The sequence below is a fragment of the Ruegeria sp. YTSC199 genome (assembly GCF_059609725.1).
Genome location: NZ_JBXWMF010000031.1, coordinates 44,486 through 59,966 on the forward strand (window position 1 = coordinate 44,486; position 15,481 = coordinate 59,966).

Annotated in this window: 15 protein-coding genes; 3 read left to right on the forward strand and 12 right to left on the reverse strand. The window is 52.5% G+C overall.

Annotated elements, in window-relative coordinates; genetic code table 11:
* Window positions 1–15: 15 nt before the first annotated feature.
* The 10 genes from AC2FEE_RS21810 to dctP all read right to left on the reverse strand — a co-directional run bounded on the left by AC2FEE_RS21810 (window position 16) and on the right by dctP (window position 10,683).
* Window positions 16–738, reverse strand: a complete 723-nt coding sequence (locus AC2FEE_RS21810) for a haloacid dehalogenase type II (RefSeq protein ID WP_496867468.1) — start codon at window positions 736–738, stop codon at window positions 16–18.
* Window positions 739–742: 4 nt separating this feature from the next.
* Window positions 743–2,206 (reverse strand): aminotransferase class III-fold pyridoxal phosphate-dependent enzyme, encoded by a 1,464-nt coding sequence (locus AC2FEE_RS21815; RefSeq protein ID WP_496867470.1) that lies wholly within the window; start codon window positions 2,204–2,206, stop codon window positions 743–745.
* Between the two features lie 17 nt (window positions 2,207–2,223).
* The gene (locus AC2FEE_RS21820; protein ID WP_480596684.1) at window positions 2,224–2,850 is read right to left on the reverse strand and encodes a TetR/AcrR family transcriptional regulator; all 627 of its coding nucleotides are present in this window, start codon (window positions 2,848–2,850) and stop codon (window positions 2,224–2,226) included.
* Between the two features lie 6 nt (window positions 2,851–2,856).
* A complete protein-coding gene (locus AC2FEE_RS21825) occupies window positions 2,857–4,167 on the reverse strand; it encodes a TRAP transporter large permease (RefSeq protein WP_496867472.1) in 1,311 nt (436 codons plus the stop codon).
* 2 nt (window positions 4,168–4,169) lie between these two features.
* Window positions 4,170–4,664 carry a TRAP transporter small permease gene (locus tag AC2FEE_RS21830; protein ID WP_496867474.1) on the reverse strand — a complete coding sequence of 165 codons (495 nt, stop codon included), beginning with the start codon at window positions 4,662–4,664 and terminating at the stop codon, window positions 4,170–4,172.
* A gap of 54 nt (window positions 4,665–4,718) precedes the next feature.
* Complete coding sequence (locus AC2FEE_RS21835) at window positions 4,719–5,717, reverse strand: TRAP transporter substrate-binding protein (protein ID WP_496867475.1); 999 nt, start codon at window positions 5,715–5,717, stop codon at window positions 4,719–4,721.
* 37 nt (window positions 5,718–5,754) lie between these two features.
* Window positions 5,755–6,876 carry a M24 family metallopeptidase gene (locus tag AC2FEE_RS21840; RefSeq protein ID WP_480596676.1) on the reverse strand — a complete coding sequence of 374 codons (1,122 nt, stop codon included), beginning with the start codon at window positions 6,874–6,876 and terminating at the stop codon, window positions 5,755–5,757.
* 872 nt (window positions 6,877–7,748) lie between these two features.
* Complete coding sequence (locus tag AC2FEE_RS21845; protein WP_496867477.1) at window positions 7,749–9,038, reverse strand: TRAP transporter large permease; 1,290 nt, start codon at window positions 9,036–9,038, stop codon at window positions 7,749–7,751.
* Window positions 9,035–9,613: a TRAP transporter small permease gene (locus AC2FEE_RS21850; protein ID WP_496867478.1), complete on the reverse strand. Its 579-nt coding sequence runs from the start codon at window positions 9,611–9,613 to the stop codon at window positions 9,035–9,037. Before AC2FEE_RS21850 ends, AC2FEE_RS21845 begins: the two co-directional genes overlap by 4 nt.
* Window positions 9,614–9,684: 71 nt before the next feature.
* Window positions 9,685–10,683, reverse strand: a complete 999-nt coding sequence (dctP, locus tag AC2FEE_RS21855; RefSeq protein WP_496867479.1) for a TRAP transporter substrate-binding protein DctP — start codon at window positions 10,681–10,683, stop codon at window positions 9,685–9,687.
* A gap of 564 nt (window positions 10,684–11,247) precedes the next feature.
* Here dctP and AC2FEE_RS21860 point away from each other — a divergent pair.
* The gene (locus AC2FEE_RS21860; RefSeq protein ID WP_496867481.1) at window positions 11,248–12,699 is read left to right on the forward strand and encodes an FAD-binding oxidoreductase; all 1,452 of its coding nucleotides are present in this window, start codon (window positions 11,248–11,250) and stop codon (window positions 12,697–12,699) included.
* 251 nt (window positions 12,700–12,950) lie between these two features.
* On the opposite strand, the gene AC2FEE_RS21865 is transcribed toward AC2FEE_RS21860, so the two are convergent.
* Together AC2FEE_RS21865 and AC2FEE_RS21870 are read right to left on the reverse strand one after the other, a co-directional pair.
* The gene (locus tag AC2FEE_RS21865; RefSeq protein WP_496867482.1) at window positions 12,951–13,460 is read right to left on the reverse strand and encodes a nucleoside deaminase; all 510 of its coding nucleotides are present in this window, start codon (window positions 13,458–13,460) and stop codon (window positions 12,951–12,953) included.
* A gap of 137 nt (window positions 13,461–13,597) precedes the next feature.
* On the reverse strand, window positions 13,598–14,221 hold the full coding sequence (locus tag AC2FEE_RS21870) for an ankyrin repeat domain-containing protein (protein ID WP_496867483.1): 624 nt from the start codon (window positions 14,219–14,221) through the stop codon (window positions 13,598–13,600).
* A gap of 207 nt (window positions 14,222–14,428) precedes the next feature.
* Between AC2FEE_RS21870 and AC2FEE_RS21875 the strand changes: the two genes are divergently transcribed.
* Window positions 14,429–14,680: a WGR domain-containing protein gene (locus tag AC2FEE_RS21875; RefSeq protein ID WP_496867484.1), complete on the forward strand. Its 252-nt coding sequence runs from the start codon at window positions 14,429–14,431 to the stop codon at window positions 14,678–14,680.
* Window positions 14,681–15,202: 522 nt separating this feature from the next.
* Complete coding sequence (locus AC2FEE_RS21880) at window positions 15,203–15,472, forward strand: hypothetical protein (RefSeq protein ID WP_496867485.1); 270 nt, start codon at window positions 15,203–15,205, stop codon at window positions 15,470–15,472.
* The last annotated feature ends 9 nt before the right edge of the window (window positions 15,473–15,481 follow it).

Below are 15,481 nucleotides of genomic sequence, written 5' to 3' on the forward strand. Positions count from 1 at the left end.
CTTTCCTCCTTTTGCTTAGCCAGCCAACTCTGCCTGATGTGCCTTCGCCATGTCCATCATGCTGTTGAATCGGAAATCGTACTTCGGCATTTCACCGGGGTTCATGGTGGCGCCGAAACCTTCTTGATCGTGTCGGCGGTAAATCCAGCAATTGGCCAGCTCGTAATTGTTGGCAGGTGCATGGTCGTGAAACATGCTTTCGGCTGTATGCAGGATTTCGTTCTTCTCGATCCCTTGCCGTTTCAGCATTTCGAGCATGTAATCGAAATTGCGGTCGAACGGTTTGTAGCTGCCTACATCCTCTGCGGTATAAACGCCGTCAAAATGTACACCAAGGCGAGTATTGGCACCCGAGAAGGTGAGGTTGTCAGTGTTAGTCAGCACCACCAGCTTGAAGTGCTTCTTCAGGTAGGTCAGGGCCTCGATGGTATCGTCAAAGGCTGGCCAATGGCGTGCAGCCCTTCCGTAGGCCTCGCATTCTTCCCAGGTCACTTCGACGCCCCATTCCTCTGCCAGACGGCGATACACCACGGGCAACAACTCGTAGTACTTCTTCGACGGCGTATAGCGTTGCGTTGTACTTTCATAAAACGCATGCGCCTCAAGAACATCATCGCGCGTTAGGCTGCGGCTAACCCGGTCGGTCAGGGGTTTCAGCCCGGTGACCATGCCTGTTTCCCAGTCGAGCAAAGTACCATAGACATCGAATGTAAGAGCTTTGAAGTCAGACAGTTTCATGAGTTTATCCTTCTACGTCCAAAATGGTGTCCAGAGTTGCGCGGAGGCGGCTGATTAACAGGTCTACCTCGGCTTCGGTGATACAAATGGGCGGGGCAAGGCCGATGACGTCATCGGCAAAGGCACGGAAAATCACCCCGTTTTCATAGCCAGCTTTAGCCAAGCGTCGCGCGACATTTTTTTCCTTGGCGGGTTTGGCCTTGGAGTCCTTGTTTGAAACGATTTCGATCCCTGCAAGGAGCCCTTTTGCGCGCACTTCGCCTACGACGGGATGATCGAGTAGGGTCTTGAGCTGCTGTTCAAAATAGGCCCCAACCCTTTTCGAGTTCTCAATCAGCCCGCCTTCATAAAGCTTGATGACCTCAAGTGCCACAGCGGCACTTACAGGGTGGCCGGAATAGGTAAAGCCATGGCCGAACGGCACGCCTTCGGGAGCAGCATCAGCGATGGTTTGATAGACGGCATCCGAGACGAATACCGCACCCATCGGAGCGTAGCCGGACGTCAAGCCCTTGGCTGTCGTCAGGAAGTCGGGCGTCAGCCCTTCGTGTTCACACCCGAACATGGGGCCGGTCCGGCCGAAACCTGTGATAACCTCATCTACTATGAACAGGATTCCCAGTTTGCGGCAGGTGTCCTGCATCGCTTTAGCGTAACCTTCGGGCAGCACGATCACTCCACCAGAACCCTGCACCAATTCCATGATGAAGGCGGCCACATTTTCAGCGCCAAGTTGAGCCACTTTGGCTTTCAGGTTTGCAACTCCCTGAGCGATGATCTCTTCGTCGGTGGTTGCCTCGTTGCGATATGGGAACGGCGACGCGATGTGGTGTTGCCACTGCATTGGAAGGTCGAACTTTTCTTGGAAGACGGGCAGAGCGGTCAGGCCAGCGCCGTTTGAAGAGGAGCCGTGATATCCCTTTTCCAGTGCGATAAAGTGTTTCTTCGTGCCTTCCTCACGCGCGTTGAAGTAGTAGCGCACCATGCGGATTACGGTGTCGACTGCGTCCGAACCACCCAAAGTGAAGAAAACATGATCCAGATCGCCGGGCGACAGTTCCGCCAATTTGGCAGCCAGTTCAATTGCAGGCTCGCTGCCAAAGTGGAAGTACCCAGTTGCATAAGGCAAACGGAGCATTTGTTCCGCCGCGGCCTGGACCACGTTTTCATGACCATAACCTGCATTTACGCACCAGAGGCCGGCAAAGCCATCAAGCAGTTCGTTGCCTTCTGCGTCGGTCAGGAACACTCCCTTGCCCGACTGCATGACTGTAACTCCGCGGTGCTCATGCTCCCGGATTGGAACAACAGGGTGGAAGTAATGGGCGCGATCTTTTTCGATGAGTGAATTGGAGAGCATCGGCTTCTTTCCCGTTTTAACTTTGCATTCAGAGTACTGAAAGACACCCAAAGGAAAGTGCGTTTTGAAGCCAAGTTTAGCATCTTCCGCTGAGATTTTCAAAATCACAGCATTTTGTGCTGCAGTTAATCCTTTGTGTTTAGTGGGATTAAAATAGATCGTGCTCTGACAAGCCAGTTTTGCAGCATTTCCTGAAAGTAGTTCGGATCATCTCGCCACTGACTTTGGAACGCCATACCTCTCACAAGGCACATGAACTCGTTCATCAATGCCTGCCGCGTGTCCACATCACAACCGAACGCTTCAAGTTCGACATGCCATACATCGTTGAGCGCCTCGTTGAACTTTCGAGACTCGGTCGAAACATAGGCAAGTTCAACAGCATCAACCCGCGCCTCAGAAATATAGTCTAAAGACACCTGAAAGATGCCACTCTGATATCTTAGCCAAATGTATTCAGTCAGTGCCTTTAGTCTATTCTGGCCAGGTTTCAGAGCTCTTGCGAAAGCACGCAATTTTTCGGCTTCACGCATTAGCATGGTGGCATATACCGCCTGAATGAGCACCGCCCGCGACGGGAAATGATGTAACATTGCTCCTCGTGAGACATTCGCATGATGGGCGATGTCCTGCGTGGAGATATGCGCCAGCCCTCTTTCCGCAATTAAGAACTCCGCAGCTTCAAGGATTTTTGCTTGGGTTGCTGCAGATCTTTCGGCCTGCGTTCTTCTTGGTTTAACACTCTGATCCATTTCAATTTATCCCGCCAAGTATCCCGGAAGCCAAAGAGCAATTTGTGGAAAAATAACCATCAACAGCACCGCAAAACACATTAACAGGAAGAAAGGTATCGCATAAATGGCTACCTTATGGATGGGTACTCCAGAGAACCCTTGGATAACGAATAGGTTGAACCCAACCGGTGGCGTCATTTGGCCAAGTTCTATCATGATCACGAGAAAAATACCGTACCATATTGGGTCAAACCCCGCCGCAATCACCACAGGCAATGTGATCGGCAGGCTCATCACGATGATCGAGATGCCATCAAGAAAGAACCCGAGAAGAATGTAGAAGAGCGCCAGCGATGCGATCAACACATAGGGTGAGAGGCTCAGTGCATCGATTGCAACGGCAATATTGCGAGGTATATGCATGTAGCCGATCGCGGACGACAGGAATGCAGCGCACATCAAAATGGCGCAGACCATGCATGATGTTTTCAGTGCATTGACAAGTGACTCAGCCAACATCGAACGAGACAATTGTCGACTTATTGCCGCAAAGCACAGTGCCGCGAAGACGCCGATCGCGGCTGCTTCGGATGGCGTCGACCACCCGGTGTAGATCGATCCAAGAACCACAAGGATAAGACCCAGAACCGGAGCAAGGTTACTTGCGATCGCACTGAAGCGCGCATCCTCTTGGTCGATTGGGTCATGGGGAGCCAGCCCAGGCGAAATAGCACATCTTGCTGCAAGGTAGGCTGCGTAGAATGCTGCGATCATTATCCCTGGAACCACACCTGCGATGAATAGTTTCGCAATCGAGACCTCTGCGAGCACGCCATAGATGATCAAGACGATTGACGGCGGGATCAGGAGGCCAAGGCTGCCCGCTCCGGCAAGCGAACCCAGTGCAAGGCTTTGAGAATAGCCTCGACGGTTCAGTTCACTTGTGGTGATACGACCCACAGTCGCAGTGGTCGCAGCGCTGGACCCGGATACAGCGGCAAAAAGCGCAGAACCGAGAACATTGGTGTGCAGGAGCCCACCGGGTATTTTTGAAACAAGAGGTGAGAGGCCCTTGTAGAGCCGCTCGGAGATATCCGTGCGGAACATTATTTCGCCCATCCAGATAAACATCGGTACTGCGGCGAGCTCCCACGAGGAAGCACTACGAACTATGATCCGGCTGGCAATCGCACCGATTTTGTCTGGGGAGAACCCCATAAACGCAAACAGAGAAATTGCAGCTGCAGTGGCAAGAGCGAGAAAAACCCACATACCGGAAGCCAGCACAACAAGCATCAAGGCGAATACGGCAATTGCCGTTGTAACGGGATCCATGGTCAGCCCTCTTGAGATTTTTCAGTGAAAGGTCGAATGGCCAATGTCGACAGTTGCAGAACCAGTAGACAGGCGCCGACAAAGACGATCAGGTCGGGAATCCACAGTGGCACTTCAGCTACGCTTTCACTTACTGCCCCGCGCTTCCAATTTTTTGCCAGATTGCGCCAGAGAAACGTGCAAAAGAACGCACCCATGCCGGTGGCACTCAGAGCAACGACAAACTCCAACCATTGCTGGGAGCGACGGGGCAATCTGTCAGTGAGAATATTGACGCGGATCATTCCTCCATCCCGCAAGGTCCAGGACAGGGACAGAAATGTGATCGACAGGACTGCGAAGCCAATAAATTCATCCAACACATGAGTTGAGGTGTCGAAAATCGACCGCAGAGCAGTTTCGAGCAGAATGTGTGAAACCGCGTAGATAAGAATGGCGCCCGCGCAGATTAAAGCAAGGTAGGACGCGGCATCGATGGTGCGTATATAGTATCGCATAGTGCCTCCCAAGGAACGACTGCGGTGCTAAGGAGAACCGCAGTCAGCTTTGTTTTATTGGGTTTTGGCCGCATTGAAGGCGTCGATCAGGGCCTGGCCTCGGTCACCAGTGCTTTCGAGCCATTCTGTTAGTGCCGCTTCCCCCGCAATCTGCAGGGCCGCGCGATAAGCATCATCGCTCGAAGTAACTACTTCTACGTTGTTTTCGGCCAGCTGACCGTAGGTGGTGGCCAGGCGCTCTGGGATTGCGGCCCAATTCAGTTCCCGGGTTTCGGCTGCAGCCTCAAGAACGGCGACTTGCTGCTCTTCGCTGAGAGTATCAAAGGTGTCCTTCGATATATGAACGAAGTTCAGCGGGATCGCGTAGTTGTAGATCTCGGTGAATGTATCGAAGTGTTCCCAGAAGCTGCCAGACACACCGCCTTCGGCCGATGTCAGGACAGCATCGATAGCTCCGGTGGAAATTGAGGGAACTACGTCAGCCCAGGAAAGACGCACCGCAGCGGCCCCAAGTTCGTTCAGCGCGGTCGTTCCATTCTTGTCATATGTTCTGATTTTTAGACCAGCCAATGCATCAGAGGAGTCCTTAGCATCGCTGGCCCAGATGCCTGAAGGTGGCCAAGGCGATGCATAGAGCAGGATTTGGTTGTTGTCCTCGAATACTTTTTTGAACTCCGGCTCTGCCACTTTGTATAGCAACTCGGCTTCTTCAACCGTGGTCACAAAGAATGGCAGCGATGAGATCAGAAACAACGGATCGATGCCACCAAGGGCGCCACCATAGGTGTCTGCAATCTCGAGTGCACCTTCACCCACCGCGTCGAAATGATCGGCCGATTTGTAACCCAGGGCACCACCATAATGGACAACCACTTCAACCGTCCCACCGGTCTTCTCGGCGACCAGATCAGCAAATCGGGCGTCTCCCACACCGTGAATAGAAGTGGCAGAATACTCGTTGGATAGATTCAGGGTTACATCAGCTGCAATTGCCGTAGCGCCAGAAGTGCTGATTGAAAGTGCCGCTACACTTGCGAAAAGCATGTGTTTCATTGGTATTCTCCTTGTTGGTTTGATTGGAATTCGAAGGTCAGACGCTCAGAGTCATCGATGCGATGTCTCGTGGCATGTCCGTGAGCAGCTCGTATCCATCAGCCGTGATCAAAACCGTATCCGAATGACGGAACCCTCCCTGACCGCGCCAATAGATGCCCGGCTCGATACTGATCACCATGTTTTCTTGAAGGATGTCGTTGCTGCCTTCTGCCACCCAGGGGCCCTCGTGGCCCCCCATACCGATCCCGTGGCCAGTACGATGCAGCAGGTTGTTTCCAAAGCCTTCGGCGCGAAGAAAACTCATCACCTTGTGGTCGATTTCGTGGCAACTTGTGCCTGGGCGCAGCGATGCAAAACCGATGCGGCCGGCCTCGACCATAGTGTTGAAAACCTCGGTATCTTCTTTGCTGGGAGAAGAAACAAAGAATGTCCGTTCGGTTTCTGCGGAATACCCATTCACACGTAAAAAGGAGAGACCGACATTTGGGCCTTCAATCAACGTGTCCTGGGGCTCTGGAAAACGGTGGGGTTGAGCACTGTACGGCGCGGCCCAAATTCCCTGCCAAATGCTTGAGATATAGGGGTCAAGATGCCCCTCTTGTCGGATGATCTCATCTCGCAGCAGGGCGTTCGCGTGGTCTGTCTGAAAAATGCGGCTACCAAGTTGGGCAATTTCCATGGCAAGCATCAGACCGCGGTCTGAATACTTTGCTGCCAAGCGGATCGCAGCGATCTCGGCGGGACTCTTGACCATTCGGAGCTGTTCCACGAGTGGCAAAACCTGCGGTGACCAACCAGCGAGCGATACCAGCAACTCGCCCGTGATCGACATTTCGACGCCGATGTTTGCATCAACAGGCAGAACGCTCTGTAAGGCTTCGATGTAGCTGCCACCTGCAGGGGCTGGGTAATCAATATACTCGACGATCCGGTGCGGCACGGCAATCGTCGCCATGTTCTCCGCCTCGATTCGAGGCGTTAGAAAAACCGGTTCGACGTCTGGGCGAACTACAATGAAAAAAGGGCGTTCAAAAGGCTCATAACGGAAGCCCGTGAAGTAGAAGATACTGTCTTTGGTTGAAAGCAAAAATGCATCCAAGCCAGCTTCCTTGATTTTCTCTTCAAGGGCAGAAAAGCGATTTTGGTGTTCGGGCATGACTTCCTCAATTTACAATCAGGACTGACTGTTTCTTTATTGAGACCCGTTTCGCTTGACGTTATCTGCTCTTATTGACCTGAAATCCGCATCAAATTCCGTTTTTTCCTGGCATTCGGCATTATGTGTTGGATCATTGAGCGGTAGCTCCTCAAGGAGTCTTTGCTCCCCGTAGTGCTTCGCCGGAAGCACGTTTCCGCAGTCACGTCACAGCGTGCTCGCTCACTCGCTAAATGCCGATGCCTAAAACCCCAATACAATGAAAGCCGGCGTTCGAAGCCGGCTTTCATTCAAAATGTTGCTGATGAGTGACGCATCCAAGCATGCTTGAAGAAATCATGCCAACGATGCAACTACCACGGCTCCAATGAAAGCAAGGCCAATTGCAATAAAGCCCAAAAGTTCGGCAGTTTTTTTGAGGTCGTTCGTCATTTTGCAGTCTCCTGTAGATTGAAATCTCGAGCGTTCGTCTCTGAGCTCAAATATCACTTAAAGTATTGCTTTTAATTAATAAACTTACGAACAGGCATTCCCGATATGTCCGTAGGACATGCCTTGGAACAGCATATTTTGCGCTGCCCGATCGAAACAAATTTTTATGTCGCACCCGATCGCACGGGCAGTTAATTCTGCTAATGGCACTTAAGGCCGTTCAAGACGGCAAATTTAGGCATTTGGTCCTTTTTCGCGAATCCACCCGGCGAGTTATGGTTCTTTGAAGCCATACGTCCCAAAGTTCGATTGGTTAGTGTCGCTGTTGAAGAAGCGTCTTGAATGTAAAGATGGCAACCAAAAAAGGGGCGCACCAGATTTGGTGCGCCCCCTGCTTTTTGTGAATTTCAAACTCGGATTTAAAGAGTTCGACTGCTGGATCATCCCAGAAGCATTTCCGGCAACCAAAGTGCGATCTCTGGAACAAACGTTGTCAGTGCAAGGGTCGGCAGCCAGGCAAAGATGATAAAGATCAAGGTCGGCAGCAGCATGCTGGAAACTGGCGTCTTGGTTATCTTGGCTCCAAGATACAGCAGCGGTGCAGTCGGCGGCGTGATGTTCGCCATACCCAAATTGACACCCAACACCGCCGCAAAGTGGATCGGATCCATTCCTACGCCCTGGACAATGGGCAGTAGGATTGGGGTCGACAAAAGAAGGCCACTAATGTCGTCCATCAACATTCCGATCAAGATCATGACAACGTTGACCATCAACAAGATAACGATTGGGTTCTCGGAGACGGAATAGACCAGGTCCTTTGCAATGTTGGGGATGTCTTCGAAGATCAGGAATTTGCCGACTATCAGGACCATGAAGATCATTACCATGACCACTCCGATTATCACGCCCGAGTCTGTAAGAGCGTCAACCAGCGTCCGCCAGCTCAGGCCCCGGTAGACATAGATTGCGATTGGAATAGCATAAACGACCGCCACGCCAGCGGCCTCGGTTGGCGTCATAATCCCACCGTATATACCGCCAAGGATGATAAGAGGCATTAGCAGAGCCGGGAAAGCGAGTGTTGCTTTTTGTCGAAATGCCACACCAAAGTCTTGTGGCCGTTCGAGCAGCTCGATGTCGTCATGTTTGCGTAACATGAACTGATTCACGACGATGAGCAGGGTGATCAGGATGAACGCCGGTATCACTGTTGACAAAAAGCACTTGAGAACTGATTGCTGCGCTACCCAGCCATACAGAATGTGATTTCCACTTGGTGGGATCAGAAGCCCCAACGGGCTGGCGCAGACAATAAGGGCAGCGGATTGCCCTTCGGGGTAATTTGCCCGGCGCAGATGCGGCATCATGATACTACCGATGCAGGTTAGCGTGGCGTTTGCCGCTCCAGAGATTGATCCAAAAACTCCGCAGGCCAATACTGTTGCCGCGCTCAGACCACCCTTCAGGTGTCCGATGAAAAGCTCCGCCAGACTGACCAGCGGGGCGGCAATCCTCCCCCGTTCCATGATCGTACCAGCAATCATGAAAAGCGGAATGGCAAGTAGAACAAGAGATCGCAGTTTCGTTGATCCGGAAGGAAGATAGCCAGCGACTTCATGACCACCCATCGCCGCCAGAAACAGAAGAACGGCGCCGAATGCCACATACACGCTTACGCCAAGCAGCAACATGCCGCAGATGATTATTAGGCTGCCTGCAATGATCATTTGCCCGCCTCCCCTTCTTTATTGAGTTCCTCTGCCTCTCCGTCATCGTCAATTTCAATTTCCACACCCCTGATGTGGGCGTAGAGATAAGCAGCAGCGAAGATAGTCATGAAGAGAAAGCCCAGGAAAATTGCGAGCCGCCACGCGAAGTATGGAATTTTCAGGGCTGGTGTGGTCTTCCAGATTGGGAATTTAGCTAATTCTTCGGCGAGCATCAGGTAACCCCAATAAAGGATCGCCGCAGTTACGAGAAACTCAATCGTCAGAACGATCAGCCTTCGCCACCAGCGCAATTTTGGACTCTTGATGATGATCCCAAGAATGTCCGCGTTGATGTGGTGCCCGCGTTCTGACGCTAATGCAGAGCCCGCAAAGAAACCCCAGAAGCATATTGTAAGAAGCCACTCTTCGTACGCGAACAAATCCCCGCTGAATCCATATCGAATGATTACAACTGCAAAGAACGTGACCGACATCAGAAGACCTGAGAAGACCACGACCCAGCGCATCAATCTCAACGAGCCTTGAAGCGGAGTTCGAATTCCTCGCGGCAAAATATCAGTGATGTGCGCCATCTGACCTACCTTGCTGTTTACCCACATGTTTGGGCCGGCTGAAGCGCCGGCCCCGTATGGTTGCGAATTGATTAGTTCAGGTTGGAAAGAAGACGATCGATGTTTTCTTTACCGACGCTTTCTTCCAGCATCGGCCAGATGTCTGCGCGCACTTTCTCGACCATTTCTTGCTGCTCTTCGGGCGACAGCTTCAGAACCGTGTAGCCACTGTCGATCAGCTTTTGCTCGAAGACCGCGTCATTCTCGCGGTTGTAGGCGAAAAAGTCGTCGGACGCCTTTGAAAAGGCTTCTTGCACGACAGCACGTTGATCGTCATTCAGCTTTTCCCAGGTCTTGTCAGACACGTAATACGAGGTGTTTTCTGGGATCGAATTGTACTGAACAAAATGCGTTCCAACACCACTTTGGGCGAATATCGAATAGGTCGCTGTTTTGGTGCAGCAAATTGCGCCGTCGACGATACCAGATTGGATTGCAGGGAAAATATCGCCCCAAGACATTGTGGTTGCCTGATATCCCAGCGTCTCAACCATCGACTTGACAACATTCGATGACCAGACACGAATATTCATATCTTTCGCACCGAAGTTGTTCCAGTTGGCGGGTTCTTCCGTTGCGACGATGCCTACAAAACCTTCTGGATTCTGCCCCAACAACCGAACACCGTGCTCAGACAGAATCTCCTGCAGCAACGTATTAAACTCTGAGTCCATGTCCCTCATGACCGCGTCCATTTCGTCCCAGTTGCTCACGAGAAATGGCATGGACAAGAATTCGAGACGAGGGTCAGTGTCGGCGTAGAGAAACGCGGTGGCAAAGTCGATGTTACCGCGCGCAACATCTTCGAACAGCGCTTCGCCGGAACCAAGTTGGTTGGCTGGAAAAACCGAAACTTTCAGGCCAACATCAGCTGCCTCGATGTCAGTCTTGATTTGCTCCATCATCTTGGAACCTTGATGATCCACTGGAAATACACCAGCAAACTTAAGGCGCATGTCAGCTGCATAAGCGGGGACAGCGAGCTGCATCGCGACCGAACCGGCTGCCAGGAAACTCAGAAACTTCTTCATCTTCAGTTTATCTCCTCATTCTGAAGGTTTGAGTGGATGGAAAGCTCCCTCGCATGCCCAAATTCGAGCTCTGCGGCGAACCCAAACGGACAATGACAAGTTCTACGTCGATTGGTTTTCTGGTCGTCGTCGTGAACGCCAACCTAAAGTTCGACGTTCACGCACGTCTGGCTGGTGGTTACAATCGATGCAGTGCCAAAGGTTCCTCCCATCCACTTTGACCTTTCACAGGGTAGAAGCATCGCTGCTGTTGATTGTGCCGAAGGCAGCAGGATTTCCGCAGAATCTGTCGGATCAGATGGGTCATGCGGCGCAATATGTCGTGGCAAGATGTTTGGGTGATTCAATGAAGTCGAGCGACAGAAGTAGCCGCTGTGCAAGAGAAGTCCGCGGTGCTTCGAAGGCGCTACGTGAAACTGATGAAGGGTGTACATTGTCCGCCGCGCCGTTTGATTTTCCTGGCAGCCGCCAACACCGCACAGAATGCCCATTCTGGCCCCAAAAACAAAATATCGTGTAAAAAGTGCCCATTAGGATGGCCCCCAAACTCAAAAGGGGCGCGCGATGAAATCCTACGAAATTGTACTGTCAGAATTACCCGCGGAGATAGTTGTACGAGACCAGGACATTATCGGCGGTTACACGACAGACTTCAGAAAAAAGTACTCTGGTAACAGCCCAGCTTTGCTACGCCCGCGTTCAACGGAAGAGGTGGCCGAGGTCGTCAAGCTCTGCAACATGCACGGTGTTGCCCTGATCCCAGTTGGCGGCAATACAGGCTATTGCGGCGGCAGTACCCCTGACGACAGCGGTCAACAACTTCTGATTAGTCTTCAGCGCATGAACAAAGTGCGCGAGATTGACGCCGACAACCTCTCAATCACGGTCGATGCAGGCTGCATCCTTTCTGAAATTCATGACGCCGCAGAACATGAGAACCTAATGTTTCCGTTGTCACTCGGCTCACAACAGTCGTGCCAAATTGGCGGAAACATCTCCACAAACGCAGGCGGCGTTTCCGCTGTTCGATATGGAATTGCTCGTGACTTAGTCTTAGGGCTTGAGGCAGTGCTGCCAGACGGTCAGATTCTAGGCAATCTTTCACCGCTGCGAAAAGACAATCGAGGCTTTGCATTGCATCAGCTTCTCATTGGTGCCGAAGGCTCCCTTGGGATAATAACCGCCGCTTCCTTGCGGCTGTTTTTGCCCCCAATCAGCCGAGTAACTGGGTTTTTGGCAATAAGCGGGATCGTTGACCTGATGCCTCTGTTGGCAAAAGCTCAGCAATTCACTGGCGAAGCCGTTACATCATTCGAATACATCTCGGGAGAGTCTCTCGAATTGTTGCTTTCGATGAAACCGGAACTCCGCCGCCCTATGTCTGGCAGCTCGAAACACTATGTGTTGATCGAAGCCTCGACTTCTTCGCCGGTGCTTTCCCTTGATCATGCCATCGAGGCGTTTTTTGAAGATGGAATGTCTGACGAATTGATTGTCGACGGGGTCATCGCGACAAGCGAACAACAAAGGCAAGACTTTTGGAATCTGCGTGAACACATCCCAGAAGGCGAAGTGTTGAACGGCGGTTCAGTCAAGCACGACATTTCAGTTCGAATTTCGGATATGGCCAGGTTCATAGAACTTGGCGCGGCGCTCGTTGAACGTTTTGGACAAGGTGCTCGCCTCTCCGTTTATGGGCACGTCGGGGACGGAAACGTACATTTCAATGTTCTTGCGCCAGAAGGAGTCAATCCTTCTGCCTTTCTCGAAGAGATCCATACCGAAATTTCTCCATGCATCTACGATTTGGTTGCAAAGCTCGATGGATCGTTCAGTGCGGAGTACGGTCTGGGGCAAGACAAGTTGGCACTCGATCAAGTGTACGGGGACCCAGTCAAGCGCGATCTCATGAAAACGCTCAAAGCCACCATTGATCCGAGGGAAATCATGAATCCTGGAAAGGTGATCTCTGCACGCACTGGAAACCAAAGAGAGAGGGTAGCAAAATGCTCATAGGCGTTCCAAAATAAATCAAGAATCATGAATGCCGAGTGGGGCTGACACCTGAAAGCGTGTCAGAGCTGGTGTCACGCGGGCACATTATTTCGCATGTGCCGGTATACTGTACCAACAATTTTGCTGTCGAGGCTAGTGTCGGCTAGGCGGGCTGCAGAGCCTTGACAGCGGTGCGAATGTCCGGTTTGGGCCTAAACTTCGCACCGCGGGATGCGAAGCCAAAATGAAACTTCGCTGGTGGCTGAACCTATCTAACTGCAAAGCTTTGGAGATCCCGCGCTCCTGATTTCCCGGCCATAGAACATGTGACCGACCCCAGCCCAAAAAGCCGCTGCTTCACACATGAGACATGGCCTGGAAGATGAATACATGACCGCTCCGTGCAATTCTCGGTCATTGAGACGGCGCGCCGCGTCCCTGATCGCCGCCATTTCAGCGTGGCCCGTGGGGTCTTGATCCAAGAATACCCTGCTCCATGATTGGCCAATAATTACATTGTCGCGCACCACAACCGCACCATACCCCTGATCTCCATGGTCAATTGCATACTGACGCATCTCGAAAGCGCGCTCCATGAACGTGGCATCGTTGGGATCATTTGGTTGAGGTATCGCGTTGTCCGAACTCGAAGAAGTTTGACCTGCGACGGAGCTACTCATTCCGACCGTCAGTGCGCTAAAGACTGATGCGCCAAGAAAACCACGCCTCGCTAAAACAAATGTGCTCTGGCAGTCCTGCTCATGCTTTTTAATCTTGTTCATTTTGCCGACATCCGTGAGATGTATTCATCTTTAGCACCACCCTACCACGAGAAGACCTTGATCTGAGGGCGGTCTTATCCAAGCTGCCATCGGCGCCTTTCAATTGAAACTCAAAGCTTCAGCTTGCCAAACTGGTCTCAGTCCTCTCTTCTTAACCGCTCTACCATCTCAGCAAACCCGCGTAGTTCGGCGTGTTCGAGTGGCGTAGTTCCGTTACTATCGGCAAGCGATCGGTCAGCACCTGCCGCCAACAACGCATCCAGAACCGCAAGATGATCCGGGCCGCCGTCACCAAGCACAACGGCTTCGATAACTGCTGTCCAGTGCAGATTGTTCACATGGTCCAGAGGCGCGCCAGCGGCGATCAGCCGTCGGACAATCTCGACATGCCCGATATGCGCGGCCGCTATCAGCGCCGTTCCTTCATAAGGGCTGGTCGTCAGGCCCGGATCATTGCCTAACTCGATTGCGAGCGTCATCAGTTCTGGATCATTTGCAACGGCCGCAATCGTGACCACGTCGTAGTCCTGACCTTCTAGCGCGTTCATGTCAGCACTGGCCTCGGCTAGCGCGCGCAACGCCTCGTCCTCTGAAGCAAAGGCTGCCACATGGGCTGGCGTGCGGCCTCGCGAGTCCCGCGCGTTGACGTTTGCCCCCGCCGCAACGAGCTGCCGGATCATTTCTTCGTTGCCGGTGTGAGCGGCTGCGAAGAGACCGTCGTAATGCGAGACCTCACCAACCGAAGGCGGCGTCTGCGCCATACTCGCGTTGGCGGCAAGACCTATCACAAACGTAAATAGCAAAAGACGAAGCATGGCCAATCCTTATTCTTACACATTGGTCAGGAGGGTGCGATAATAATAGCGGATTTATTCGATGCCAGCTCCATTCAGGGTCAGAATCCTTTCCGAAGAATTGATCTTGTAATGTCATTGGACAGAAGAGCGGCGCCAATGGATAATCGGGCTATGGAGCAGACAGACACCACACCTGTCCACCTCATACACGTGGACCCGGACGTCAACATGGCGCGGTTTTATGGAATTGAATTGCAGCCGACACTGTTTGGGGAAGTTTCTGTGTTTCGTACCTGGGGGCGCATTGGCACAAATGGGCAAGCCATGATGGTGACATATGATGACGAAGCCCAGGCTGCTGATGCACTACAGAAACTCGAAAAGCAAAAGCTCCGTCGAGGGTATATTCCGGTTGGTGAATAACGTCGAGGTTCATTCTGTCTCTATCTAGCAAACCCCGAGCCTGTCGTCTCGTGACCGGGCTCTAGCTTTCAGCCGGCATACCGGCTTCCACCCAGAACACCCCAGCATGATCTCCCTGTCCCAGTAGCCCCTGATCCGTCTCTTGCGAGCCAGGCAGGGGGCTTTGGGTCATGGTTGGTTCATGCCGCGGTGATCTGCCCGTTCGGGTGACGATCCCTTTTGCGCTCCCGCAGGATCGAAGATCCTTTGGCCTTTTTTGGTGGTCAGGCGGGATTTGGACAAGCCAAACGCCCCCCGACGTCAGGGGGAAGGCGCGGCCTCCCCCCTCGGACAAGACAAATAGACAAGACCGTGTCCTCGCGCGTTGCGCTGCGGGCCGCACCACTCTTGTCGATTTGTCCTGTCTCGCCCCTCTCCGCGTTCGCCACGGGGCAGGTTTTAGAGACGACGCCCTTTCAGGGCTCGGCTCAAAACCAGCACCAAAAGGGGATCAGCCCCGAACGTCGCACAACAAAAGGAGAGATGGTTTTGAACCCTGAGACGACAAAAGACATCGAGAACGACACCAGCCTTCAGGCGACAGAAATAGCGGCCCAGAATGACCTGTTCCGGAAAGCCCTGATCGACCCAAATGCGGCGATTGAGATGCAGTCCAAAGGCATTCAAGGACAGGTGTTCGTCACGCCCGGTGTGTCCGGCGAAGGGATGGAGTTCCAGACCGCAGCTTGTCCGTCATCGAATGATTTGGAACACGAGCGTTTGATTGGCTTAGGAGGATCAGGCTCGCTGTAGTTTCAATCT